Annotated in this window: 19 protein-coding genes and 1 pseudogene; 9 read left to right on the forward strand and 11 right to left on the reverse strand. The window is 66.2% G+C overall.

Translation table 11 applies throughout. From position 1 onward, the window contains the following. Positions 1 to 5 precede the first annotated feature (5 nt). The 4 genes from HWX03_RS00070 to HWX03_RS00085 all read right to left on the reverse strand — a co-directional run bounded on the left by HWX03_RS00070 (position 6) and on the right by HWX03_RS00085 (position 4861). Positions 6 to 2123, reverse strand: a complete 2118-nt coding sequence (locus HWX03_RS00070) for a TonB-dependent receptor (RefSeq protein WP_175869795.1) — start codon at positions 2121 to 2123, stop codon at positions 6 to 8. A 41-nt stretch (positions 2124 to 2164) separates the two neighbouring features. Beyond that, positions 2165 to 3643: a PepSY domain-containing protein gene (locus HWX03_RS00075; RefSeq protein WP_175869796.1), complete on the reverse strand. Its 1479-nt coding sequence runs from the start codon at positions 3641 to 3643 to the stop codon at positions 2165 to 2167. 242 nt (positions 3644 to 3885) lie between these two features. After that, positions 3886 to 4371 carry a hypothetical protein gene (locus tag HWX03_RS00080; protein ID WP_175869797.1) on the reverse strand — a complete coding sequence of 162 codons (486 nt, stop codon included), beginning with the start codon at positions 4369 to 4371 and terminating at the stop codon, positions 3886 to 3888. Between the two features lie 166 nt (positions 4372 to 4537). After that, positions 4538 to 4861 (reverse strand): DNA-binding protein, encoded by a 324-nt coding sequence (locus tag HWX03_RS00085; RefSeq protein WP_174387265.1) that lies wholly within the window; start codon positions 4859 to 4861, stop codon positions 4538 to 4540. A 591-nt stretch (positions 4862 to 5452) separates the two neighbouring features. Here HWX03_RS00085 and HWX03_RS00090 point away from each other — a divergent pair. Both HWX03_RS00090 and HWX03_RS00095 read left to right on the forward strand, forming a co-directional pair. Beyond that, positions 5453 to 6083 (forward strand): annotated as a pseudogene (locus tag HWX03_RS00090) (LysE family translocator). Positions 6084 to 6318: 235 nt separating this feature from the next. Further along, the gene (locus HWX03_RS00095) at positions 6319 to 7362 is read left to right on the forward strand and encodes a T6SS immunity protein Tli4 family protein (RefSeq protein WP_175869798.1); all 1044 of its coding nucleotides are present in this window, start codon (positions 6319 to 6321) and stop codon (positions 7360 to 7362) included. Between the two features lie 87 nt (positions 7363 to 7449). Here the strand turns inward: HWX03_RS00095 and HWX03_RS00100 are convergent, their stop codons facing one another. Continuing rightward, positions 7450 to 9078: an NADP-dependent glyceraldehyde-3-phosphate dehydrogenase gene (locus HWX03_RS00100; protein ID WP_175869799.1), complete on the reverse strand. Its 1629-nt coding sequence runs from the start codon at positions 9076 to 9078 to the stop codon at positions 7450 to 7452. 932 nt (positions 9079 to 10010) lie between these two features. On the opposite strand from HWX03_RS00100, the gene HWX03_RS00105 reads away from it, so the two are divergent. Next, a complete protein-coding gene (locus HWX03_RS00105) occupies positions 10011 to 12140 on the forward strand; it encodes a TonB-dependent siderophore receptor (RefSeq protein ID WP_175869800.1) in 2130 nt (709 codons plus the stop codon). A 211-nt stretch (positions 12141 to 12351) separates the two neighbouring features. Here HWX03_RS00105 and HWX03_RS00110 read toward each other — a convergent pair whose 3' ends face one another. After that, positions 12352 to 13299 carry a LysR family transcriptional regulator gene (locus tag HWX03_RS00110; protein WP_175869801.1) on the reverse strand — a complete coding sequence of 316 codons (948 nt, stop codon included), beginning with the start codon at positions 13297 to 13299 and terminating at the stop codon, positions 12352 to 12354. 224 nt (positions 13300 to 13523) lie between these two features. On the opposite strand from HWX03_RS00110, the gene HWX03_RS00115 reads away from it, so the two are divergent. Continuing rightward, positions 13524 to 14552, forward strand: coding sequence for a DUF1338 domain-containing protein (locus HWX03_RS00115; protein WP_175869802.1), 1029 nt, complete (start codon positions 13524 to 13526; stop codon positions 14550 to 14552). A gap of 243 nt (positions 14553 to 14795) precedes the next feature. On the opposite strand, the gene HWX03_RS00120 is transcribed toward HWX03_RS00115, so the two are convergent. The 4 genes from HWX03_RS00120 to HWX03_RS00135 form a co-directional block, all read right to left on the reverse strand. After that, on the reverse strand, positions 14796 to 14993 hold the full coding sequence (locus HWX03_RS00120; protein WP_175869803.1) for a CsbD family protein: 198 nt from the start codon (positions 14991 to 14993) through the stop codon (positions 14796 to 14798). A 53-nt stretch (positions 14994 to 15046) separates the two neighbouring features. Further along, the gene (locus HWX03_RS00125) at positions 15047 to 15397 is read right to left on the reverse strand and encodes a BON domain-containing protein (RefSeq protein ID WP_174387272.1); all 351 of its coding nucleotides are present in this window, start codon (positions 15395 to 15397) and stop codon (positions 15047 to 15049) included. A 78-nt stretch (positions 15398 to 15475) separates the two neighbouring features. After that, positions 15476 to 15640, reverse strand: a complete 165-nt coding sequence (locus HWX03_RS00130) for a hypothetical protein (RefSeq protein ID WP_175818850.1) — start codon at positions 15638 to 15640, stop codon at positions 15476 to 15478. Positions 15641 to 16055: 415 nt separating this feature from the next. After that, positions 16056 to 17108 (reverse strand): RNA-guided endonuclease TnpB family protein, encoded by a 1053-nt coding sequence (locus HWX03_RS00135; protein WP_175869804.1) that lies wholly within the window; start codon positions 17106 to 17108, stop codon positions 16056 to 16058. Between the two features lie 92 nt (positions 17109 to 17200). Here HWX03_RS00135 and HWX03_RS00140 point away from each other — a divergent pair, with 92 nt between their 5' ends. From HWX03_RS00140 to HWX03_RS00160, 5 genes are all read left to right on the forward strand, one after another. Further along, positions 17201 to 18733 carry a helix-turn-helix transcriptional regulator gene (locus HWX03_RS00140; RefSeq protein ID WP_175869805.1) on the forward strand — a complete coding sequence of 511 codons (1533 nt, stop codon included), beginning with the start codon at positions 17201 to 17203 and terminating at the stop codon, positions 18731 to 18733. A gap of 140 nt (positions 18734 to 18873) precedes the next feature. Further along, positions 18874 to 19065: a CsbD family protein gene (locus HWX03_RS00145; RefSeq protein WP_174387275.1), complete on the forward strand. Its 192-nt coding sequence runs from the start codon at positions 18874 to 18876 to the stop codon at positions 19063 to 19065. Positions 19066 to 19486: 421 nt separating this feature from the next. Continuing rightward, positions 19487 to 20638 carry a branched-chain amino acid ABC transporter substrate-binding protein gene (locus tag HWX03_RS00150; RefSeq protein ID WP_175869806.1) on the forward strand — a complete coding sequence of 384 codons (1152 nt, stop codon included), beginning with the start codon at positions 19487 to 19489 and terminating at the stop codon, positions 20636 to 20638. 153 nt (positions 20639 to 20791) lie between these two features. Beyond that, positions 20792 to 21964, forward strand: coding sequence for an FAD-binding oxidoreductase (locus HWX03_RS00155; protein ID WP_027809733.1), 1173 nt, complete (start codon positions 20792 to 20794; stop codon positions 21962 to 21964). A 103-nt stretch (positions 21965 to 22067) separates the two neighbouring features. Then, positions 22068 to 22364, forward strand: a complete 297-nt coding sequence (locus tag HWX03_RS00160; RefSeq protein ID WP_244132543.1) for a hypothetical protein — start codon at positions 22068 to 22070, stop codon at positions 22362 to 22364. A gap of 168 nt (positions 22365 to 22532) precedes the next feature. On the opposite strand, the gene HWX03_RS00165 is transcribed toward HWX03_RS00160, so the two are convergent. After that, entirely contained in the window at positions 22533 to 23714 is a 1182-nt protein-coding gene (locus tag HWX03_RS00165; protein WP_175869807.1) for a serine hydrolase domain-containing protein, read from the reverse strand. Between the last annotated feature and the right edge of the window lie 73 nt (positions 23715 to 23787).

A 23787-nucleotide genomic window follows, 5' to 3' on the forward strand; every position in this document is an offset into this window, starting at 1 on the left:
CCGCATCAGAACCGGTAGTTCGCCAGCACCTCGAACCGCCGGTCGTTGCCGAGCAGATACTGCGTCTCGTTGTAGTACGCGGACTGCACGTAGCGGCGGTTGAATACGTTGTACGCGCGGGCGGTGATCGTCGTGTCCTTGCGCGGCTTCCACGCGAGGCCGAGGTCGACTGTCGTGTACGACGGCATCACGAGCTGGTTCGCGGTATCGGCGAACCGCTTGCCGACGTACTTGACGCCCGCGATGCCCGTCCAGTCCGGCGCGAAGCGCCAGCTCACCCACAGGTTCGCGAGCCGTTGCGGCACCGATACCGGCACGTTGCCCGCGCGCGACACGGTCGTGCCGCCGGACGACTGCTGGAAATCGTCGTATTTCGCGCGCAGGATCGACACGTTCGCATCGACGCGCCAGTCCTTCGCGATCTCCGCGCCGACCGTCGCCTCCAGCCCGCGCGACGACTGCTGGCCGACCTGGATCGACTGGTTCGGGTTCACCGGGTCGGCCGTCAGGAGGTCGCGCTTCACGATCCGGTACGCGGCGAGCGTCCATTCGGCCTTGCCGTCGAGGAACGACTGCTTCACGCCGATCTCGATCTGCCGGCCGGTCGCGAGCGTGAAGTTCGCCTTCGATGCATTCAGCGACAGCAGCGAGCTGACCGGATCGGCCGCGACCGAATACTGGCCGTACACGGCGAGACCGGGCCGCACGTCGTACACGGTGCCGATGCGCCAGCCGGTGTTCGCGAACACCTTCGTGAACGCGCCGCCGTTCACGAGATCGTCGCGGTTCACGCTCGCATGGTCGTAGCGCAGCCCGCCGATCACCGACCAGCGCGACGTGATCTCGAGCCGGTTCTCCGCGAACAGCGCGTACTGGTTCGACTGGCTGCGGTACTTCGGATACGTGCCGGCCGTATTGATGAAACTGCCCGGGTCGAAGTTGAACGGATCGACCGTCGACGTGCCCGAATACGGCGAATTGTTGTCGTGCTGGAACGTCGTGTGGTTGAACTCGAAGCCCGCTGAAAACGTGTTGCGCATCCCGAGCAGCGCGCTGCCGACGGTGGCCGTCGTCACGTTGCCGTACTGTTCCTGGTCGTGAAAGATCTCGGTGTAGCTGCTGCGCCGGACTCGCGCGCTCGACGGCAGGTACGTGTAGTACTCCGCATCCTTCCAGTGACGATTGCTCTTCATCCGGTACAGCGTGCTCGTCACGTTCAGGCTGTCGCTCGGCTGCCAGTTCGCCGATACGGTGGCCCAGCTGTCGCGGAACGCGATGTCGGCATCGCCGACGTTGTAGTTCTTCTTGTCGAGCGCGCGATCGCGCGCCCCGTTGACGAGCGGCACGCCGAAATACTGCATCGGATGCATGAAGCCCTGCGCGTACGATGCCGTGACGGACAGGTCGGGCGTCACGTCGTAGCGCAGCGCGCCGGAGACCGACAGGTTGCGCGAATCGCCGCGATCGACCCAGTTCGACGCGCGGTTGCCGCTGATGTCGAAGTGGTACGACAGCGTGTCGTTGATCGCGCCGCCGCTGCCGAACGCGGCGCGCGCCGTGCCCTCGGTGCCGCCGCCGACCTGTAGCTCGTTGCGGATCGGCGTGCGCGCCGGCTTCTTCGGGACGATGTTGACCACGCCGCCGATCGCGCCTTCGCCGTAGATCACCGAAGCGGGGCCGCGCAGCACGTCGATATGGTCGACCGACCACGTGTCGAACGGGAACGTGACGCCGATCGCGCCGTACGGGCGCACGCCGTCATAGAGCTGCGTGACCGACGACGCGCCGACGAAGCCGCGCGCGGCGAGCTCCGAGTTGCCGTTGCCGGGATGCGGCGACGCGCTGATGCCGGCGGCGCGGCTCACTGCGTCGATGATCGAACTGTCGCCGCGGGTGTCGAGTGTCGCGCGGCTGATCTGCTCGACGCTCGCGGGCGTTTCGAGCGACGACAGCCCGAGATGGCTGCCCGTGTCGAGCGGTTGCGTCAGCGCGGGCGCCTTCTGCGCGTCGACGCGAATCGGTGCGAGCGTGGCGCCGGTGCCGTCGACGCCGCTTTCCTGTGCCTGTCCGGCCGGCGAGAGCGCCGCGAGCACGGCAGCGGGCAGCATCAATCTGAACTTCATTGTTGCGGTTTCCTTCGAATGGGGGGAAGCGCTTGCGTCGATCACGCCGCGGCGCGCGCCGCGCGGCCGAACAGCAGCCGGTCGATCAACCAGACCGCGACGATGGTCAGCCCCATCAACGGGAACACGATGCCGAGCAGCACGAGCCCGGCGATCCAGCCGCGCATCGGCGGCGCGCCGCGTTCGCGCGACGGTGCGCCCAGCGTCCCGGCCGGGCGGCGCTTCCACCACATCACGGTGCCCGTGACGGCCATCGCGGCCAGCCCCAGCGACAGCACCGCGCAAATGATCTGGTTCGCGAGCCCGAAATAACGGCCCATGTGCAGCGACGTGCCGTACGACACCGCTTGCGATACCGCGCCGTAGTCGTCATAGCGGATGTCCTTCAGGACCGCGCCGCTGTACTGGTCGATGTAGATCGTGCGTTCGGCCTTCGGGTCGGCCGGGAAGTACGACGCGGTGAACACGCCGTCCGCGCCGGACGGCAGCGCGAGCGTGTAGCCGCTCGTCACGCCGAGCCCGGCGACGATCGCGATCGCGCGGGCCAGCGGCAGCGGCGCGGGCGTCGGCGTGGACTGCGCCGACGGCGAATGCGGCACGGGCACGTTGCCGACCGCCCACGGCGTTTGCGGCAACGGCAGGTCGTCCATCACCATCCCCGGCATCGATTCGCCGGAATCGTGATGATGGCCGGACGGTGCGGCGGCCGGCGCACGCGCAGTCTCGGGCGTCGCTGCGGCGCCCGGGCGCGTCGAGCGCACCGGCGCGCCGCCCCACGCGCCTTCCGGCGCGCCGAGGTTCACGGTCGCGGCGAGCGCCTTGAAGTTCTTGCCCCACGAGCCCGACCACGGCAGCCCGGTCAGGATGAACGCGACCGTGCCGGCCGCGAGCCAGATGCCGGCCGTCGCGTGAATGCTTTTCCACAGCGGCCGGCCGCGCAGCGACAGGTCGGGCCGCAGTGCGCGCCCGACGCGCGCCGTACCGCGCGGCCACCACAGCGCGATGCCGGTGCCGATCATCACGAAGGTCCAGCAGGCGGCGAGCTCCATCAGCCACTCGCCGGTCTTGCCGAGCAGCAGCTTGCGATGCAGCATCCGGTCGACCTGCATGAAGCGGTTCTCGACGCTCAGCGTGCCGAGCACGCGGCCGTCGTACGGGTTCACGTACACGCTCTCGCGGCTGCCGTCGCGCAGCCGGAAACCATACTCGGCGCTGCGGTCAGGCGCGGTGGAGACTTGCACGGAAACCGGCGTTGCGCCGGCCGGCATCGCGGTGCGGGCGCGGGCGAGCAGCGCGTCGGCATCGAGCCGCGGCGTCGCGCGCGGTTCGACGATCAGCCGGTGCGGATACAGCAGCGGCTCGATCTGCGGCTGGAAGCAGTAGAGCGTGCCCGTGATCGCGAGGATCACGAGGAACGGCATCACGAACAGGCCGGCATAGAAGTGCCAGCGCCAGAGCGTCCGGTAACCGGCGCTGGCGGAACGGGCGGGCGAGACGGCCCGATCGACGGTGGTCGACATGGTGTGAGCTCCTCAAGTTCGTCGAGCGGCGAGGCCGGCGCGGGCCGGCTGCCGTCAACGTGCGTCGCACCCGCGTGCGTGCATCGGCGAAACAGGCGGCGCGGCAGGCTGCGCAAACGGTGCGCAAGGCGGCGTCGCCCGCGCGAAGCGGGCATGCGGGTGAACGCGTGAATCAGGTCGGATGAAACGAACGGCGTGAACGCGCATGCACATCGACGTGCATGCGCCACAGGGCGGAACGTTCAGCAGAACCGAGGAGGAGCGCGGGAAGGCGGGCGATCGTCGAATATCGATCGCACGAAAGGAAGACTGTCGACGTGAACGCGGAAGCGCCGCGGCGCGGCCGCGGGAAACAGCAGCACCAGCAGCACGAACGATGCGAGCGCGGTGAACAGCGCGGCGCCGAATGCGCACAGGCTGTCGCCGTTGCCGGAGGATGCCGTCTTGTCGGCGTGCGCGTCATGCTTGAGCGCGTCGACGAGCGCGCGCGCATCGTTGGCCGGCGTGATCGGCGCGCTCGCGTCGAAGCGGGCGGCCAGTGCGGCGCCCGTGATGATCAGCGGACCTTGGCCCGAACACAGCACCACCGAGCCCGCATCCGGACCGTCCGGATCGAGCATCACGGCGCCCGACATCAGCGCGCGGGACAGCAGCGTCACGAGGAGGAACCCCCACAGCAACTGTCGCGCGACGCCTGGCCGGAGCAGGAAGCGGCGAAGTGCGTTCATGGCGCGCGATTGTACCTCCGTTTGCGCGGACGGGCAGGCAGGCCGTGCGTGTGCGGGGTGGGTCAGGTCAGGCGGAAGCGGGGGAGGTTATCCGACATTCGCGCGCATCGCGAATGACCGCCGTTGCCGCGACGGCCGTGCGCGGCCCCCGATCCGTTGCGCCGGCTCACACCGGATACGCATCGTCGACCTTCAGGTTCGCGAGCCGGAACAGCGTGCGCAGCGTCTGCGGATGAATGTCGCGGTGCGCGGCGAGCGACGTCAGCATGAAGTCGAGCACCTTCGCGTAGCGAAGCAGCACGAGGCAGCGCGCGAGATCGGGCGTGCGGCTGCGCATGTCTTCGGCGAGCGTGACCATGTGCGTCGACAGCGTGCGCGCCATCTCGAGTTCCATCTGCTGTTTTTCGGTCCAGTCGGGCAGCGGCTGTTCGAGCACCTTGGCGAGGAAGAGCTGGAACGACGAATCGGACGAGTTGGGCTGCGCATCCATGGAGAGCCTCGTTGCGTGTGCATATCGTACGGGCGGATCCGTGGAGCGCCCGAGGGTGAATTCATGTCCGCGCGGTACCGCGCGCGGCTTCTGCCCGAACCGAATGCAGATTCCGTACCAGCGCCGCCGGACGATTGTTGAGCATTGTTGAGCCGCGATCCGGCATCGGTCGGCGAGTCCCGTCGGCACTGGATCGCGCAGGCGGCCGAGGAGGGTGTCTACGGGCGGGAGGTGGGCGGCGTCGGGCGCCCGATCCGGCGCGACGACGCGAAATGCTTCACGGATGTAACGTAACGCGGGCATCCGGCGCATTGCGCGCGTGTGCCGGCGAACGGCCGGAACGGCGCGTGCGGTGTGGTTCGGCCACGCCCGCCGTGCGTTCGCCGACGGGAAACGGCTGCATGGAGCGCACGCTGCCGCGTCGCGCGAACCGGCGGCGCATGCGCCGGTTGTTTCAAAACAGAGACGGTCCGGCGAGCGACGATCGGTTGCATGGCCACGCAACTGGCCCAGCGAATTGCCGCGCAATTGTCCATGGGCAGACGGCGCGGGTTTGCCAACAATCTCCCGATCATCCCCGCGAGGTTCGACTTGAGCGTCCACGCCTTTCTCCGCCAACCTGCTGCTTGCCTACACCGCCTATTTCATCGGCACGGCCAGCCCCGGGCCGAGCAATCTCGCGATCATGTCGGTCGCCGCGAACCAGGGCCGCAAGGCGGCGCTCGCGTTCGCGCTCGGCGTGATTTCAGGGTCGATGTTCTGGGCGACGGTGGCGGCGCTCGGCGTCTCGGCTGCGCTGCTCGCGTGGTCGAAGCTGCTGGTCGCGATCAAAGTGTTCGGCGGGCTGTACCTGCTGTGGCTCGCGTTCAAGTCGGGGCGCACGGCGCTGTCGGGCCCGCCGCCGGCAGCGGCGAACGCGGCGCGCGAGCAGCGGCTGTCGCGCTTCTACGTGCGCGGCGCGACGCTGCACCTAACCAATCCGAAGGCGATTCTCGTGTGGGTGTCGATCGTCGCGTTGTCGTCGAACGGCGCGGGCGGGGCGCACGGCGCGGTCGTGCCGGGCTGCCTCGCGATCGGCTGCGTGGTGTTCGGCGGCTATGCGCTGGTGTTCTCGATGGACGGTGCGCGCCGGCTGTACGTGCGCGGCCGTCGCGCGATGGAAGCGTGCCTGGCCGTCGTGTTCGGCGTGGCGGGGATTCGGCTGCTGGTGACGAACGTGTGAGGTATCGCGCGCCGAAACTGCATTGGCTGCGAGAGGCGGTCAACCGGGCAAGGGTCGCGCCGACGACGGCATCACGCGTGGCCGTCGCGACCGTCGTGGCCGAAGTGCCGGTTGACGTGCAGGCATCGGAGCCTCGCACAGCCACACTGTTGCGCGATCCCGGGCAACGGCGAATGCCGCGTATTTCCGGATACAGTGTGGCGCAGGCCATGAAGAATGCACGAGGTGCCGGAAGATGCCGATGATTCATTTCTTGCGCTTGTTCTGGGTGCTGGCGGGACTGTTGGCCTGCTCTTCGGTGTTTTCCGCCGATCCGGCGACCGGCAATCCGCTGCTGTCCAAAGTACGTCCTTGGTGTATCGGCCGCCTGGTGTTCGATCGGCCCGTTTCGAGCGAGATCTCGAATCAGCGTTACGCGTACCGCGGGGAGACACTGCTCACGACGCACGATGTGCCGCCGGACGCCTACCGTGCCGCAGTCGCCGCTCGCGAGCAGGAGATGCGTACCAGGCCGCGCTTGAATCCGGTCGAGATGGATTGGAAGACGCGTCACGTCTGGCTGGAAAAGGCCTTTTCCCCCGTGCCGAATTCGCGTGTTTTCGTCTTCAACGAAGCGGCGGCGAAATCCGTCACATTGCCGTTCGATACTGAAGGCTATCTGTACTCGAACCGCACGCTCGTCCGCACGACGGGCAGCATCGGCGCCGATGCGCTGGATCGTGCCGAAAGCATCTATGACGACACGTTCCGGCGCGTCCGGTTTCGCGACAACTGGGTCGTTCCGACCGAACCGGGTTTCTGCTTCGACGGCGGGATCGTCACCGGATCGTCGGCCTACCCCGAGGAAGTCAGGCAATCGTTCGCGTTGATGCCGGGCCGACCGGCGCTGCTCGTGATCCAGTTGCGCAATGCCGTCGACGATGATCGGCAGCCGCCGCTCAGCCGTGCGCTGCCCGCGTTGCGGGCGACATTGGACCGCCTGCCCGGAAGCTATCGCATCCTGCGCCAGGGAAAACGGTCGATTGCCGGCATGGATGCCGAGGAAGTGCTGTTCGAGCTGCAGGACGGCGCCGTCACGGCTTATCGCTTCTACCTGCTCGCGCCGGGCAATGCCGCCACGCTCGCGCAACCGTATACCGCGATCGAGATGCTGCTGGGCGTGGCCGCGCGGAACGACCTGCCACCGGCTCAGGCGACCTCGCCGGTCGATGAGACGGGCGCGCTGCAGGCATGGGACACGCTGCTGAACGGCCTGCGCGCGCGACCGGGCGCGATCTGACCGGAGGCGGGCGACGGGGTACGCGTTCGACCGGATGCCCCGCCGCACCGACGTGCGACGGAGGCGCCGGCATCGATCAAGCCGGCTTCAGAAAATGAAGCCCGTATTGATGAACTTCGAGTGGTGATCCGACACGATCGAGTCGAGCAGCTGCTTGCTGCTGTCGGTCTGCTTCGCCGCGACCATCGAGCGGATCGAGAACGCGCGCAGCGCGTCGCTCACCGACAGCGTGCCCTCGGCCGAATCCTTGCGCCCCGCGAACGGAAACACGTCGGGCCCGCGCTGGCACTGGCAGTTGATGTTGACGCGGCACACCTGGTTCACGAGCGGATCGACGAGCGCGCCGATCTGCGCCGGATCGGAACCGAAGATGCTGACCTGCTGGCCGTGCTCCGACGTCGTCACGTAGTCGAGCGCGGTTTCCACGTCGTCGAACGGCGTGACCGGAATGATCGGCCCGAACTGTTCCTCGCGATACAGCTTCATCCCTTCGGACACCGGATATACGACGGCCGGGTAGAACAGCGTCTTGCTGAATTCGCCGCCCGAATGATTGACGACCTGCGCACCCTTCGCCTTCGCGTCGTCGATCGCATCCGTCATGTACGCGGTGCGATGCATGCCGGGCAGCGGCGTGATGCTGACGCCTTTTTCCCACGGCATGCCGATCTTCAGCTGTTCGAGCGCGGCGGTGAAGCGCTTCAGGAATTCGTCGACGATCGAGCGATGCACGAGCAGCATCTTCAGTGCGGTACAGCGCTGGCCGTTGAACGACAGCGCGCCGAGCAGGCACTCCTTCACGGTGAGGTCGAGATCGGCATCGGGCAGCACGATCGCCGCGTTCTTCGCGTCGAGGCCGAGGATCGCGCGCAGCCGGTGCGACTTCGGGTGCTGCTTCTTCAGGTGATCGGCCACCTTGCTCGAGCCGATCAGCGCGAGCACGTTGATCTTGCCCGATGCGAGCATGTGCGGCACGACCACCGCGCCCGGCGCGTAGATCGTGTTGATCACGCCTTTCGGGAATGCGTCGCGGAACGCCTCGAGCAGCGGCTCGAACAGCAGCGTGCCGTACTGCGGCGGCTTGAACACCACGGTGTTGCCCATCAGCAGCGCGGGGATCAGCGTCGCGAAGGTTTCGTTCAACGGATAGTTGTACGGGCCCATGCACAGCACGACGCCGAGCGGCGTGCGGCGGATCTGGCCGATCGTGCCTTCCGCGATCACGAAGCGCGAGTTCGCGTTGTCGAGCTCCTTCAGCGCGTCGATCGTCTGCGTCATGTACGTGACGGTGCGGTCGAACTCCTTCTGCGAATCGGCGAGGCTCTTGCCGATTTCCCACATGATCAGGTTCACGACGAGTTCGCGCTGCGCGACCATCCGCTTGATGAAGTCCTGCATGCACGCGATGCGCTGCTCGACCTTCATCGTCGGCCACTCGCCGCGGCCGGCGTCGTACGCGCGAACCGCGGCGTCGAGCGCCGCATCGCTTTCCGTTTCGCCCATCACCGGGTAGCTGCCGATCTCGACCTGCTCGACGCTGCCGTCCGCCTGCCGCACGCACACGGGCGACAGCACGGTCTTGGTCGTGCCGTCCCACGGTCGCAATTCGCCGTCGACGAGCGACACGCGCTGGTGAATCGGCGAAGCCAGCCGGAATTCGGCGGGGATGTCCTGTAAGGCGGGAAACAGATGCTGCAGGGAGGCGGAATCGGGCATGACGGTCTCGTTTGACGGGGTGTCCGGGAAGGACGGGTGATGCGAATCCTGAGCTGAATGATCCTCGATCCTGAATCGGCATCATGACGCGCACGCGGCGGCGCGTCACGCGCGAACATGGCCGATTCAACGAATGGAACCAGTTCCATTTAAAAGGAACGCCGCAATGAATGCAACATGGGTCGAATCGCGTCGTCATTACCGTAAGCATTTGGAAAGAATGTTTCCGAATCGCCGGTATAACAGCCTGGGTGCAACCGCAAACGTTTTACTTCGGCCGAATTGAGCGGATAATGGCTCGACGCGGTGAGGAAAAAAATGCAGTGAACCTGAGAGCAGACGTAGTGAAGAACAGAAGAAGATCCGCCGCGCTGCCGATACGAGGTCGGCTGCCCGGAGCGCCGGGCCGGAGTTGCCCGGTCCGGCGCGCACCGGACCGTTGAATCCGTCCCGTCTGCTTGCCCGGTCCTTCGTGATCCTCCCCAGTTCCTCCGTCGCCCTATCCCGATTCCCGCCTTTTACCGATCGTTGCCGCATCAGGCGACCGATTCAACGCTTTCGTTTCCATTACGAATCAAGCCGCTCAATGGCCTGAAACAGAAAGGTATTCGTCAGGAATACAGAGCGCCATGCGCGTTCACGTTGCGGGCAGGCGACACGTTGAAAATTAATTAAAAACACGAATCATTCTCGTTTATTATTTCGCCGCATTACGAGCCGTGACGAGGCGTCACGGCTTTTTTCGTGCCGGTTGCGCCGGCCGGCATCGATCCGCGCCGGCCGTTCGCCCGCCGGCCTGCGCGACGGGGCGATCCTCCACGCGCGTCGTCGTCTTCACGAAAAAGGGCTTCGCCGGCCGATTCGCCGCGTGACAGGCGCGCGGGCCGGCGTGCGCTCGTTCGCCGTTTTCTTCACCACCTTCTACGTTCACGATGAAACTCAACACGAGCGCGTGCCATGCGCTTCTGATCGCCACGTCGCTGGCCGGCGCCCGCACTTCGTTTGCGCAGGCGGCCGACGCCGCGGCGACCCTGCCCGCGATTTCCGTCAACGCGGCCGCCGAGCATGCGTCGTACGACGGCGGCCATTCGCGTGCGGCGACCAAGACCGACATGTCGCTGATGGACGTGCCGCAGACCGTGAACGTCGTGCCGCATGCGGTGATCGAGGATCAGAACGCGACGTCGCTGCAGGACGCGTTGCGCAACGTGCCGGGCGTCGGCTTCTCGGTCGGCGACGGCCAGCGCGACCAGATCACGATCCGCGGCTTCAACAGCATCACGGATCAATACGTCGACGGCATTCGCGACGATGCGCTGTACTACCGCGACCTGTCGAACGTCGATCGCGTGGAGGTGCTGAAGGGGCCGGCGGCCGTGCTGTACGGGCGCGGCTCGGCGGGCGGCATCGTGAATCGCGTGCTGAAGCGGCCGCAGGCGAACCCGGTGAACGACGTGGGCGTGACGCTCGGCACGCGCGGCGAGCGGCGCGGCGAATTCGACCTCGGCTGGAACGCGAACGACGCGGCGCGCTTTCGCATGACCGGCGCGGCCGAGAATTCGAACAGCTTCCGCGACCAGTTCCAGCTCAACCGGCAGGCGATCGCGCCGTCCGCGCAGTTCAAGCTCGACCGCGACACGGTGCTGAACGTCGAATTCGACTACCTGCACGACCGCCGCACGTCCGACCAGGGCCTGCCCGCGTATCGCGGCCGGCCGGTCGACGTGCCGATCAACACGTACTACGGGTCGGCCGACGGGGTGAACAGTTCGTACAACGACGTCTCCGCGAAAAGCGCGACGGTGTCGCTCGATCACCGCTTCAACGATTCGCTGTCGTTCCACGGCGCGATCCGCGCGTACGACTTCTCGCTCGAGCGGAAGAACTACGTGACGTACGAGCCGATCAAGACCGCCGCGCATCCGGTCGTCACGCTCGACCAGTCGACGCGCCAGCGCACCGATCACGGCATCGACGGGCTGTTCGAACTCACGCAGAAGACGTCGCTGTTCGGCATGCGCCACGAGCTGCTGTACGGGCTGGAGCTGTCGCAGCAGCAGAAGTTCGACACGATCTACAGCGTGTCGAAGGTCGCGACCTACGATCTCTTCAATCCGCGGCCGGTCGTCCTGCCCGGCGTGCCGGCCGGCACGCGTGCGAAGACGAACGCGTCGACCGTCGTCGGGCTCGCGGGCGTCTACGCGCAGGACCTGATTTCGCTGACCGAACACTGGAAGGTGCTCGCCGGCCTGCGCTTCGACTACCTGAACCAGATCCGCCACGACTACACGTCGTCGAACGTCAATCTCGACCGCACCGATCATGCGTGGAGCCCGCGCGTCGGCCTGATCTACGAACCGCTCGACTGGCTCACGCTGTACGGGTCGTTCAGCCAGTCGTTCTCGCCGCTGGCCGACACGCTGATCAGTTCCGGCGCGTTCTCGAACGGCGCCGCGCTCGCGCCGCAGAAGACCACCGCGTATGAAGTCGGCTCGCGCTTCGACCTCGGCGGCAAGGCGACGGCCAGCGTCGCGCTGTTCGACATGCGCCAGACCAACCAGCAGATCGGCGACCCGGCGAATCCCGGCTATGCGCTGCCGATCGGCACGCAGCACGTGCGCGGGATGGAGCTTGGCTTCACCGGCGAGATCGCGCCGAAGTGGTCGGTGTATGCCGGTTACGCGTACCTGAACGGCACGGTGGACGGTTCCGCGCAATCGACGGCGGCCGGCCTCGCGGTGTCGAGCAACACGCCGGGGCTGATGCCGCGCCACAGCGCGAACCTGTGGCTCAAGCGCGAGCTGCCGTACGGCTTCTATGCGGCGGCCGGCATGCAGTTCCAGTCGGCGCGCTACACGTCGGCGAGCGATCTCGTCACGCTGCCGTCGTTCACGGTGTTCAACCTGGGCGCAGGCTATCGCAGCAAGAAGGTCGACGTGACGCTCACGCTCGACAACCTGTTCAATCGCCGCTACTTCATCGCCGCGCACGGCAACGCGGACCTGTACAACATGCCCGGCGATCCGCGCACGCTGACCGCCACGGTGAAGTGGCACATGTGACGCACACGGTGCGCGACAATGCGGGTCTTCGTCACGATGACCCGCACCTGACTGCCCATGATTCGTCCCGCGATTGATGTATCGACCATGACCAGCCGCGCCTGCGCGCTGCTTTTATCGTTGCTGGCGTGCGGCCCGGTCGTTTCAGCCGACGTGCCGGCGCGGCACGCATGCAACGCCACCGCGCGATGACGCCGGCGCGACGGCGCCGTTACTTGACGTCTTCGTCGTCTTCCTCAGCGGCGTCGTGCGCGTCGCGCTCCGGCGCCGCATACGCGCTCGCCTGTTCGAGCAGCCAACTGCGGAACGATTCCAGCGGCTTGCTGTGGCTGAACTCGGTCGGATACACGAGGTAGTACGCCGAATCGCCGACGGTTGCCGCATCGCACGGCACGACGAGCCCGAGCTGCTGCAACTGTTCCTCGACGAAGAACTTCGGCACGAGCGCGACACCGAGCCCGGCCGCGGCCGCGCTGATCAGCATCGTATGCAGTTCGTAGCGCACGCCCTGCATCGTGCGGATGTCCTCCACGCCGTGCGTCTCGAACCACTGCGCCCACGCGCCGGGGCGCGTCGTCGAGTGCAGCAGCGGATAGGCGAGCAGATCCTCGACGCGCTCGACCGGCCCCTTGAGCAGCGCCGGCGAGCAGATCGGCACGACTTCCTCGCCGAACAGGTAATCGGACGACGTGCCGGGCCAGGTCGGCTTGCCGTAGTGGATCGCGGCTTCGAAATGCGTGTCCTCGAACGAGAACAGGTCGGTGCGGCTGCCCATGTTCACGCGCACGTCGGGCGTGCGGTCGTAGAAGCTCTTGATGCGCGGGATCAGCCAGTGCGACGCGAAGGTCGGCAGCACCGCGAGTTCCAGGTAACCGCCGCCGCTGCCGTGCGCGATGATCGACAGCGTGTCGCGGTCGAGCGTTTCCAGCGCGCGCCGCACCTGCGTGCCGTACAGCTTGCCTGCCCGCGTCAGCACGACGCGCTGCTTCACGCGCGCGAACAGTCGCACGCCGAGGCTCGCCTCCAGCGTCGCGATCTGCCGCGACACCGCGCTTTCGGTCAGGAACAGCTCCTTGGCCGCGTGCGTGAAGCTCTCGTGGCGGGCGGCGGCTTCGAAAGCCACGAGCGCGCCCATGTTGGGGATCTTGAATTTGCGCATGATGCTCGATTTTTCTGACGAATGGACCCGCACGGCGCCGGGTGAAGCGCCGGCGAAGAACGGCTGATAATTCCAAAAACTCATCACGTATCAATTTAATCTCGCTTTACGCCCCGCTGCAACCCTTTGAATAATGCTTCCCGTGCAAGGTCAGGCGCCCGCTGGGCGGCCGGCCGACGAGTGGCCGGCACGTTTGCCGGCGGGCCCCCGAAACGAGAATCCAGATGCGCAATCCGAATATCGACAGCTTGCTGACGAAGCTGCTGGGACAGGCGAAGACCGACGCCCTGTTCTCGACCCTGAACATGCCGGCCATCCTCGAAGAATGGGAAGACGGCATCGTGACGCGCGCGGAAATCGCGCAGGCGATGAACATGGCGCTGTTCGAGGGGCTGCTCGAGCGTTCGGCGAACGGCCGCGCGTACACGGCCGACGCGATCGAAAGCGGCGGCTCGGTCTATTTCGACCACGGCGCGCTGCGCACGGTGCGCTGGCCGCACACCGGCGCGCTGCCGCCGGGCGAGGCGGCGTTCACGCGCATCCTGCGTCCGCTCGGCTTCCGCCTGAACGGTCGTTACCCGCTCGACAAGCTCGGCATGACCGGCCGCGCGTATGCGCATGAAGACGCGCCGGACGAAATCGCGCAGTTCTTCGTCAGCGAACTGCATCCGGAGCGCTTCTCGAAGGAATTCCAGCAGGCCGTGACGAACGTCGTCAGCTCGTCGCGCGACCCGCTGTCGCCGGCGGCCGTCGCGCTGCTGTGGGAAGTCGAGCGCGAAGGCTGGCTGTCGCTGGAAGCCGCGCACGCGCTGTTGCCGGAAATCGTCGGCGCGTTCGCGCGCCAGCACGATCTGCCGAACGAGCTCGACTATGAAACGCTGCTGATGGAGTCGGCGGAAATGGCGTGGATCGCGACCGAGGGCAACGCGTTCAATCACGCGACCGACCGCGTCGCCGACGTGTTCAAGCTGTCCGACGACGAGAAAGCGAAGGGCCGGCCGATGAAGCCGGAAGTCGAACGTTCGCGCTCGGGCCGCGTGTTCCAGACGGCCTATCGCGCAGATACCGTCGAGCGCGAGTTTCGCACCCGCGACGGCGGCACAGTGAAGCGCAACGTGCCCGGTTCGTTCTATGAATTCATCACGCGCAAGCGCACGTTCGACCAGGCGTCGCGTCGCTGGGTGACCGACCTGCGCTTCGACGCGGGCAACGCGCAAGGCATCTTCAAGATGACGGCGAACGCGGCGAAGTAAGCGCGACGCATCGCGCGGCGCGTACAAAAGCAGATGGGCCGGCGGCTGGTTTCAGCCGCCGGCACGTTTTCGTTCGTTGACGGGGCGTTGCGTGCGTCAGGAGAGGTGCGTGACCAGATAAAACAGCACCAGCAGCCCGATCGGTACGCCGAGCAGCCATGCGATCAGATATTTGCCCATGTCGTTGTCCTCCTCGTGGCCGCGACGCAGCGCGCGTCGCGGTGGGGTGAGACGACTGGCGCGTTACAGCTCGCGGTCGAATTCCTTCAACTGTTTCTCGGCTTCGTCGCGGGCGATCCCGTAACGCTCCTGAATCTTGCCGGCCAGATAATCGCGATTGCCTTCCGCGACCGCGAGATCGTCGTCGGTCAGCTTGCCCCACTTGGCCTTCAGCTTGCCGGTGATTTGCTTCCACTGGCCCTTGATCTTGTCCTCGTTCATGGTGTGCTCCTTTGGTAAGGGGAGAAAAGTGCGGCGCTCGGCCGCGGGATAGCTCAGGCCTTCGCCTTCAAGCCGGATGCGTCGACGTGCTTCACGCCCTTGATCGAGCGTGTCACGGCGATGGCCTTCTTGACGGCGGTCTTCGTCGGCAGCACGCCCGTGAGCGTGACGACGCCGTCCACCGTCTTCACGCTGATGTCGGTGCTCTTCACGCCCTCGGTGGTCGCGAGCTCACCCTTCACCTTGGTGGTGATCCATGTGTCGGTGACAGGCTGGTTCGATTCGGTTGCCATGCCGCTGTCGGTCGACGAAGCCTGGGCGTGCGCGTTCGTGAGCGGGGCAGCGGAAAGCAGGAAGGCCGCGCTGACGGCGAGCAGCGTCGAAAGGTGCGAGGTCTTGTTCATTGATGTTCTCCTTCGATTGGCGGGGTGAATCACTCAGTGGGTGAGCACGGCTCGTTCCCGTGCGTGCATTTCCGGGCCTTAGCGGGCGATCGGCGTGTCGTAGCCGGGCTCGCGCGGCGGCATGTCCGGGCGCGGCACGTCGGGTGGCCGCGGCACCGGCGGGTCGGTGCCGGGCGCCGGTTCGGGCGGATGGTCCGGGGGCGGTTCGGGCCGCGTCGGATCGGGTGTCTGATGCAATTTCATCCGGGTGTCCTCCCTTTGCGGTATGAAAGGGCAGCGCATGAGCGCCGATGCAGTACCAGCGTACCGACGCGAACGCGAGCGGACATCGCGCAAATTCACCTGATTGGCTAGTGCGTTTGCACCGGGGACGGAACGCACGGGCGGGCACGCCACGTGCACCATGACCCGGGCAACGCGGCGCGATGGGCGCGCGGGCCGCGCTGCGCCGTTCGGCGGGGCACCGCACGAAACGCGGGCGGCGTACGAATGTACTATTTGAGATAGTGCATCCGCGCCTGTCGCGCCGTTGCGCGGCACGCGATCATCGCCGCACGCGCCGGGCGGGGCATGCCACTGCAACGGGCGCTCGGCCGGCGCTCATGTTGACCGCTCATGTTGACGACAGGGACAACGATTCGTTGACGTCCTCGTCCGCCTAAAGGCGGAGGATTCCCACACCTGGCGATGCACGTCCGCATCGGAGAATATTCAGCGCAGCGTTGGTATCACGATCATGCACGACACCACAGCCGTCGCAGGCCCACTCTCTTACTCGCAGTCCCGCGATACCTTTCGGCCGCGTCGTGCTGTCTTTCGACCCGCACGACGAACAGGACTGGGTCGAACCGCTTTCGTCGACTTCCTCGAACGTGGCCCCGTGCGCGATCGCTTTGTAGCGGAGCTTGTTCCGGAAGGACGACCAGGATGCGTCGTAGACGCTTTTCGCCATCCTGGTTCTGGCAAGTTTGACGGCAGATACGTTGCCAACCGCGATGTAATCGAAACGCCGCACCAGATCGAGCGCGAGCTTATGCTGGAAATCGGCACGGGCATTCGCCACCGTGGCATGCAGCTTCGCGATATGTCGCTTGTGCTTTCGCGCCCGCTGCGCTTTCGCCAGCTTTTCCGCCGCTCGTCGACCGAACTGGTCATTGGGCAGCTTCTCGCCGGTCGAAAGTGTGGCGAAGTCTTTCAGGCCGAGATCGATGCCAACACCGGAACGGACCGGGCGGGCCTGCACATCGGGCATCTCGATCACGATGTTGAGAAACCAGTTGCCGCGTGCATCCTGCGCGAAGTTGGTCCCGTCCTTGATCTTGCCTTCGGGAAGCGGCCGGCTGTTGAACACGCGAAAGGTGTTGCCGGCGAAACGAAACGCATCGCCCTCGCGCTTCAGGTCACGCCCCTTCAGCGGCACCCAGCCCAGCGATTTCCTGCCGCGATAGCGCAGGTAGGGTCGACGGTGCTGACTGCGCGACTTCGCATATTGCTCGCACGTCGCGTTGACCGTGCCGGAGTGAATACCGAGTTCCTTGCTGCTGCCGGTCGTCAGCACGTTCAGATCGAAACCCGTCGGCCACTTCTTGCTCCACTTGAGCGCGTGCTTCTGCGTGTCGTTGCAGAAGTTCCAGACGTAGTTCACCGCACGGCTCTGCTTGTTGAGCAGCCCGTTGAGCGACTTCACCCGGTAGCGGTAGACAAGGATCATGCAGGTGATCCTAACCCGTGGAAGAAGCTGTCTGTCAACGGCACGCCTTTCCTTCCCGCCATCAATGACGGGGTTTCTCGGAGCAAATTCTGATGAACGAACAAGTAGACGAACAGGCGCTCAAGTCGCATACCGACCGGCGTCAACTGCACCAGATCATCGCCGGGCTCACCGAGGGCGTGATCCTGATCGAACCCGACCAGCGGATCGTCTGGGCGAACGAGGCCGCGCTCGCGATGCACGGCGTGACCGAGTTGAAGGCGCTCGGCGCGGACGTCACCGAATACCGCGAGCGATTCCGGCTGCGCTACCGGAACAACCATCCGGTGCGCGACGGCCACTATCCGATGGATCGCGTGATCGCCGGCGAGGAGTTCAGCGACGTGACGGTCGAAGTCGAATCGGCCGCCGACGAGACGGTGAGCTGGGTTCACCGCATCCGCAGCCTGGTGCTGACGAACGCGGCCGGCGCACCCGACTGCCTCGCGCTCGTGCTGCACGACGCGACCGAATGGGCGAGCGCCGAGGAACGCTTCGAGCGGACCTTCAACGCGAATCCGGCGCCGGCCGTGATCTGCCGGCTCGACGACTTGCGCTACGTGAAGGTCAACCAGGGCTTTCTCGACATGACGGGCCACGCGCGCGACGACGTGCTCGGCCGCTCGGTGTACGAGATCGACGTGCTCGAACAGGCCGAGCGGCGCGAGCTGGCGATCGAGCGGCTCGGCGAAGGCGCGACGATCCCGCAGATGGAGGCCGTGCTTAAACTTGCCGACGGCAGCACCAAGGCGGTGGTCGTCGCCGGGCAGCCGATCGACATGAACGGCGAGGCGTGCATGCTGTTCACGTTCATGGATCTCGAGCCGCGCAAGCAGGCCGAGCGCGCGCTGATGCAAAGCGAGGAACGCTTCGCGACGGCCTTCCGGATGGCGCCGGTCGCGACTGCGATCGTCACGGCCGAGCGCTTCGAGCTGCTCGACGTGAACGATGCGTTTGCCGCGATGACGGGCCACGCGCAAGGCGACCTGCTCGGCAAGTCCGCCGACGAGATCGGGCTGTGGGCCGAGCGCGGCGTGTGGCCGCGCATCGAAGGCCGGCTCGCGCGCGACGGCCACGTGCGCAATGCGGACGTGCAGATCCGCACGCGCGACGGCGACGTACGCGATTGCGTCGTGTCGGCCGACCCTGTCGCGATTCACGGGCGCGACTGCCTGCTCGTCGCGCTGCTCGACATCAGCGACCGCAAGCGCACGGAGATGGAGCTCGTCTATGCGATCGAGACCGCGATGCAGGATGCGTCGTGGTTCAGCCGCACGCTGATCGAGAAGCTCGCGAACGTGCGGCGCGCGAATGCGCCGGATGCGGGCGCGCAGCTGTCCGACCTGACCGCGCGCGAGCGCGACGTGTTCGACCTGCTGTGCCACGGCCTGGCCGACAAGGAGATCGCCGGCCGCCTCGGGCTGGCGCCGAACACCGTGCGCAATCACGTCGCGACGATCTACGCGAAGCTCGACGTGCACAGCCGCGGCGAGGCGATCGTCTGGGCGCGCGAGCGCGGGATCGTCGGCGCGGCCGAAACGAACGGCGCGCGCGGCGACAAGGGCGGCGCGAAGGGCAAGGACTGACCGCGGCGGTACGAATGCACCATGCCGATTGGTGCATCCGCATCTGCCGCCCGCGGCGCCCGCTTGCGATCCTGTCCACTCGGCGGTGCCGCGCAGGCCGCTGCATTGCCGGCTTTCCTCAACCATCGCAGGAGAAGACCATGGACAGGAATCGCATCGAGGGCAAGCTCAAGCAGGTCAAGGGTTCGGTCAAGGAAGCACTCGGCAAGGTGACGGGCGACCGCGAGACCGAAGCGGAAGGCGTGGCCGAACAGCAGGCCGGCAAGCTTCAGGAGAAGGCCGGCGAGGCGGCCGATGCGGTGCGCAAGCATACGGGCACTGATCGGCACTGACCGATGACGCGGCCCCCCGTGGGCGTCGCGAAGGCCGGCCGGACGGCGTCGCAACGATGATGCGTTGCCGGCATGACCACGGCCGGCCTTTACCCAGCGGCGCGGCCGCCATTCCCCACGGAAGACCTCCATCCACGGCCCACCGTCGTACGGGCCGCGGATCGGCCATGACCACGGAACTTGATGACAAATCCTCACAACATAGTTCCGATATTTCGTTTGCTGCACGGGTATTGGCTACCCACAATCCCTTCACCTCTTTCGCGATGAAAGGTTCTTCGGAGACGGAACCGCGGTGAGCGTCCGGCCGGATCGGTGCGTTGCATGCGCCCTCCGCACGGAAAGGCATCACCGGCGCGCAGGAGGTTGCCGACGCGTGCCCATCGCGCGTTGCATCCCGATCCCCAGAAGAAGGACTGCCATGACGTTTCGCATTCGCTCGCTTTCCGGCGTTGCACTGACCGCCGCGCTTCTCGCGTTCCAGACGGGCGCGGCCCATGCGCAGGAGACGATCGTCAAGGTCGGCGTGGCCGGCCCGCTGACGGGCGGCGGCGCCGCGTACGGCAAGGACATCGAGAACGGCGTGCGCATGGCGGTCGACGAAGCGAATGCCGCGCGTACGACCGTCGGCGGCAAGCCGGTGAAATTCGTGATCGCGTCGCAGGACGACCAGAGCGATCCGCGCACCGGCGTGCAGGCCGCGCAGCAGCTCGCCGATGCGCAGGTGGCCGTTGTGATCGGCCACTTCAATTCAGGCACGACGCTGCCCGCGTCGAAGATCTACGCGAAGGCCGGCATTCCGATGATCACGCCGTCGGCGACCAATCCCGACATCACGCGCGCCGGGCTCGACACCGTATACCGCGTGATCGCGACCGACACGCAGAACGCCGGCAACGCCGGTGCGTACGCCGCGAGCGTGACGAAGGCGAAGCGCATCGCGATCATCGACGATCGCACCGCGTTCGGCCAGGGCGAAGCCGACGAATTCGAGAAGGCCGTGCAGGCGAACGGCGGCACGATCGTCGCGCGCGAATTCACGAACGACAAGGCCGTCGACTTCAGCGCGCAGCTCACGAAGATCAAGAGCACGAACGCCGATCTCGTGTTCTTCGGCGGCCTCGACGCGCAGGCCGCGATGCTCGTGAAGCGCATGCGCCAGCTCGGCATCCGCGCGCAGTTTCTCGCGGGCGGCGGCGTGATGAACGCGAACTTCATCAGGCTGGCCGGCAATGCGGCCGAAGGCGCATCGGTGTGGGAATACGGGCAGCCGCTGTCGCGTCTCGCGAAGGGCAAGCTGTTCGAAACGAAATTCAAGCAGAAGTACGGCGTCGACATGCTCGCGTATGCGCCGTTCGCGTACGACGCGACGTGGATCGCGATCAACGCGATGCAGAAGGCGAACTCGACGAAGCCGGCTGATTTCAACGGCGCGCTGAAGGGCACGCGCTACGACGGCATCACGGGCACGGTCGCGTTCACGAACACGGGCGACCTGAAGAACCCGAGCTCGACGCTGTATGAAGTGAAGAACGCCGCGTGGCAGCCCGTCACGACGAAATCGGCGGACTGAACGCAACACGCGCGGGCGGGCTTTCGCGGCGATGCCGGACGTGCTGAAATAGCCGAAGCGATCGTCGAGGAAGCCTGCCCGCGCGACGCCGCGTGCGACGCGGCACGAATCACCTACAGGCGCTGAGCCTTTTACGTGCAACCGGAGTCAGTTGTGAGTTCTCAAGTCGTCATCGTCGGCGGTGGTGTGATCGGCAGCTCGATCGCCTATTTCCTGCGTGCTACCGATCCCACGGTCGCCGTGACCGTCATCGAACGCGATCCCACCTATGCAAGATCGTCGTCGGCGCTGTCGGCCGCGTCGATTCGCCAGCAATTCTCCACGCCGCTGTCGATCGAGATGTCGCTGTTCGGCATCGACTTCCTGCGCACGATCGGCGAGCGGCTCGAAGTGGACGGCAACCGGCCGTCGATCGATCTGCACGAAGGCGGTTACCTGTTTCTCGCCACGCCGGCCGGCGACGCGACGCTGCGCGAGAACCATGCGCTGCAGACACGCCTCGGCGCCGATATCCGGCTGATGGACGGCGACGCGCTGCGCGCGAAGTTTCCGTGGCTGAACGTCGACGATCTCGTGTCGGGCGCGTACGGCGTGAGCGGCGAAGGCTGGTTCGACGGCTACGGGCTCGTGCAGGCGCTGCGCAAGAAGGCGCAGGCGCTCGGCGCGCGCTACGTGCCGGCCGACGTGAAGGACGTCGTGCGCGACGGCCGCAGGATCACGCATGTCGTGACGGGCGACGGCGAGCGCTACGCATGCGACACGCTCGTCAACGCGGCCGGTGCATGGACGCGCACGCTGTCGTCGATGATGGGCATCGACATTCCCGTGTATGCGCGGCGCCGCAGCATCTTCAACGTATCGTCGCCGGCGAAGCTTGCCGATTGCCCGCTGCTGATCGATCCGACCGGTGTGTATTTCCGGCCGGAAGGGCGCACGTATATCTGCGGCACGTCGCCGAGCCCGGATCGCGACCCGGACGACCTGCCGCTCGACGAAGTCGACCACGACCTGTTCGACGACGTGATCTGGCCGACGCTCGCGCATCGCGTGCCGGAATTCGAGGCGCTGCGCGTCGAGAATTGCTGGTCCGGTTACTACGAGTACAACGTGTTCGATCACAACGCGATCATCGGCTACCACCCCGAACTCGACAACGTCGTGTTCGCGAACGGCTACAGCGGCCACGGGCTGCAGCAAGGGCCGGCGACGGGGCGGGGCGTCAGCGAACTCATTCTGGGCGGGCGTTACGACACGCTCGACCTGTCGTCGCTCGGCTGGGCGCGCGTGCTCGAAAACCGGCCGATCGTCGAAAAGAACGTCGTGTAGTGCGGCGTGACCGCCCGCTATGGGGTGGGCGGGATTCTCCTTGTGTCTCAAACCCGTTGGCCCGACTTAGTCGGGCCTTTTTTCATTGTCGGCGTGCCGCACCGTGCTCGAAGTCGTCGATGCCGGAATGTGGCAACATCGCGGAGGTTTTTACACACGATCTCTACTTGAGCAACGGGGGCTTGCCGGGATGAGCGACATCGCTATCGATATACCGTGGCCGGTCATGATGCTGATTTTGGGCACCAGCTATTGGCCGTTGTGGCTGCTTGTCGGAGCAGGGTCGATGTATTTCGGTGTGACGCGTCTGCGCGGGATCGGGCGTGTTGTCTGTATGGTCGTTGCGGTCTTGTTCATCGTTTATACCGGCTTGGCCTTGTACGCGATCCTTGCCAGGTAGGGAAAACGTCGGCGACGGATTGCGATAACGATGCGGTCAGCCGGAAGTGGCGTTACGGCGATTCAGGGATGTCACGACACGTCATTCGCGATGCTGGACGCGAGGACGTGATCGATCTGCGCGGAACGATACTGGCCCGGCTTTGCCGGGCCTTTTCCATTCCGCGCGCTACCGCACGCCATAAATCGCGTCGCGCAGATCGAGCGTGTACTGCCCGTTCATCCCTTCGTAGAGCGTGTTCGACAGCGACACGACGGTGAGCCCGCGGGCGCGATCGACGAACCATGAATGACCGTAGACGCCGCCCCAGCGCCAGGTGCCGACGGATTCCGGCGATGCGGCCGCCTGCGGGTCGTGCAGCACCGAGAAGCCGATACCGAAGCCCGCGCCGGGCAGGTCCGGCAATTCGAAATCGCCGGTCTGTACGCGGCCCATCTCGTCGACCAGCTCGGCCGGCAGGATCGCGCCGCCACCTGCGCGCAGCGTGTCCAGCACCGTCAGCACGTCGCCGGCGGTGCCGACCATTCCGGCGCCGCCTGACGGGAACGCTTGTGCATTCAGCGCGCGCGACGGCGAGTACGTGACGCCGACGAACCCGTCGACGATGGGCACCGTCTCGTTCTCCGCGAGCCGGTGCGGCTGCGGCGTGTCGTTCACGTACGGCGTGGCGAGCCGCGCGGGATCGCGTGCGACGAAGCCCGTGTCGCGCGCACCGAGCGGGCGCAGCACGAGCGCGTCGATCGCATCGGCGAGCGGCACGTCGCAGACGGCCTCGATCAGTGCGCCGATGACGTCGATCGACAGCGAATAGTTCCAGCTGGTGCCCGGCGCGAACAGCAGCGGCACGCTCGCGATCCGGCGCAGGTTTTCGGCGAGCGTGATCGATGCACCATCGAGCCCGTCGGAGACACCCGCACGTGCATAGGGGCCGTTCGCGTCGGTTTCGTTGAAGCGATAGTCGAGGCCGGCGGTATGCACGAGCAACTGCCGCACCGTGATCGTCGGCACGCGGCCGTCGGGCAGCGCCGGACGGAACGCGGGCAGCCAGCGCGTGATGTCTTCGTCGAGCGACAGCTTGCGTTGCGCGACGAGCGCCATCGCGGCCGCCGAGACGATCGGCTTCGTCACCGATGCGAGCCGGAACAGCGTGTCCTCGCGCATCGGCGTACGGGATTCGCGGTCCGCGAACCCGGCTGCGCGGCGATAGACGAGTTCGCCGTCGCGGGCGACGAGGACGACCGCGCCGACGAGACGCTGCGTGTCGAGCTGGCGGGACAGGACCGCGTCGATGCGCTCGGCGAGCGCCGGATCGGTTGACGACTGCAGTGACGATGCGGGAGAGGAGATCATCGAAGTTTCCGTCGTGAAGGGTCTGGTCGACATGTTATGAGGCTGTTGCCGCACGCGTCGTTAACCCTTACAC

It is taken from the genome of Burkholderia sp. BCC0397, assembly GCF_902832865.1.
GTDB lineage: Bacteria > Pseudomonadota > Gammaproteobacteria > Burkholderiales > Burkholderiaceae > Burkholderia.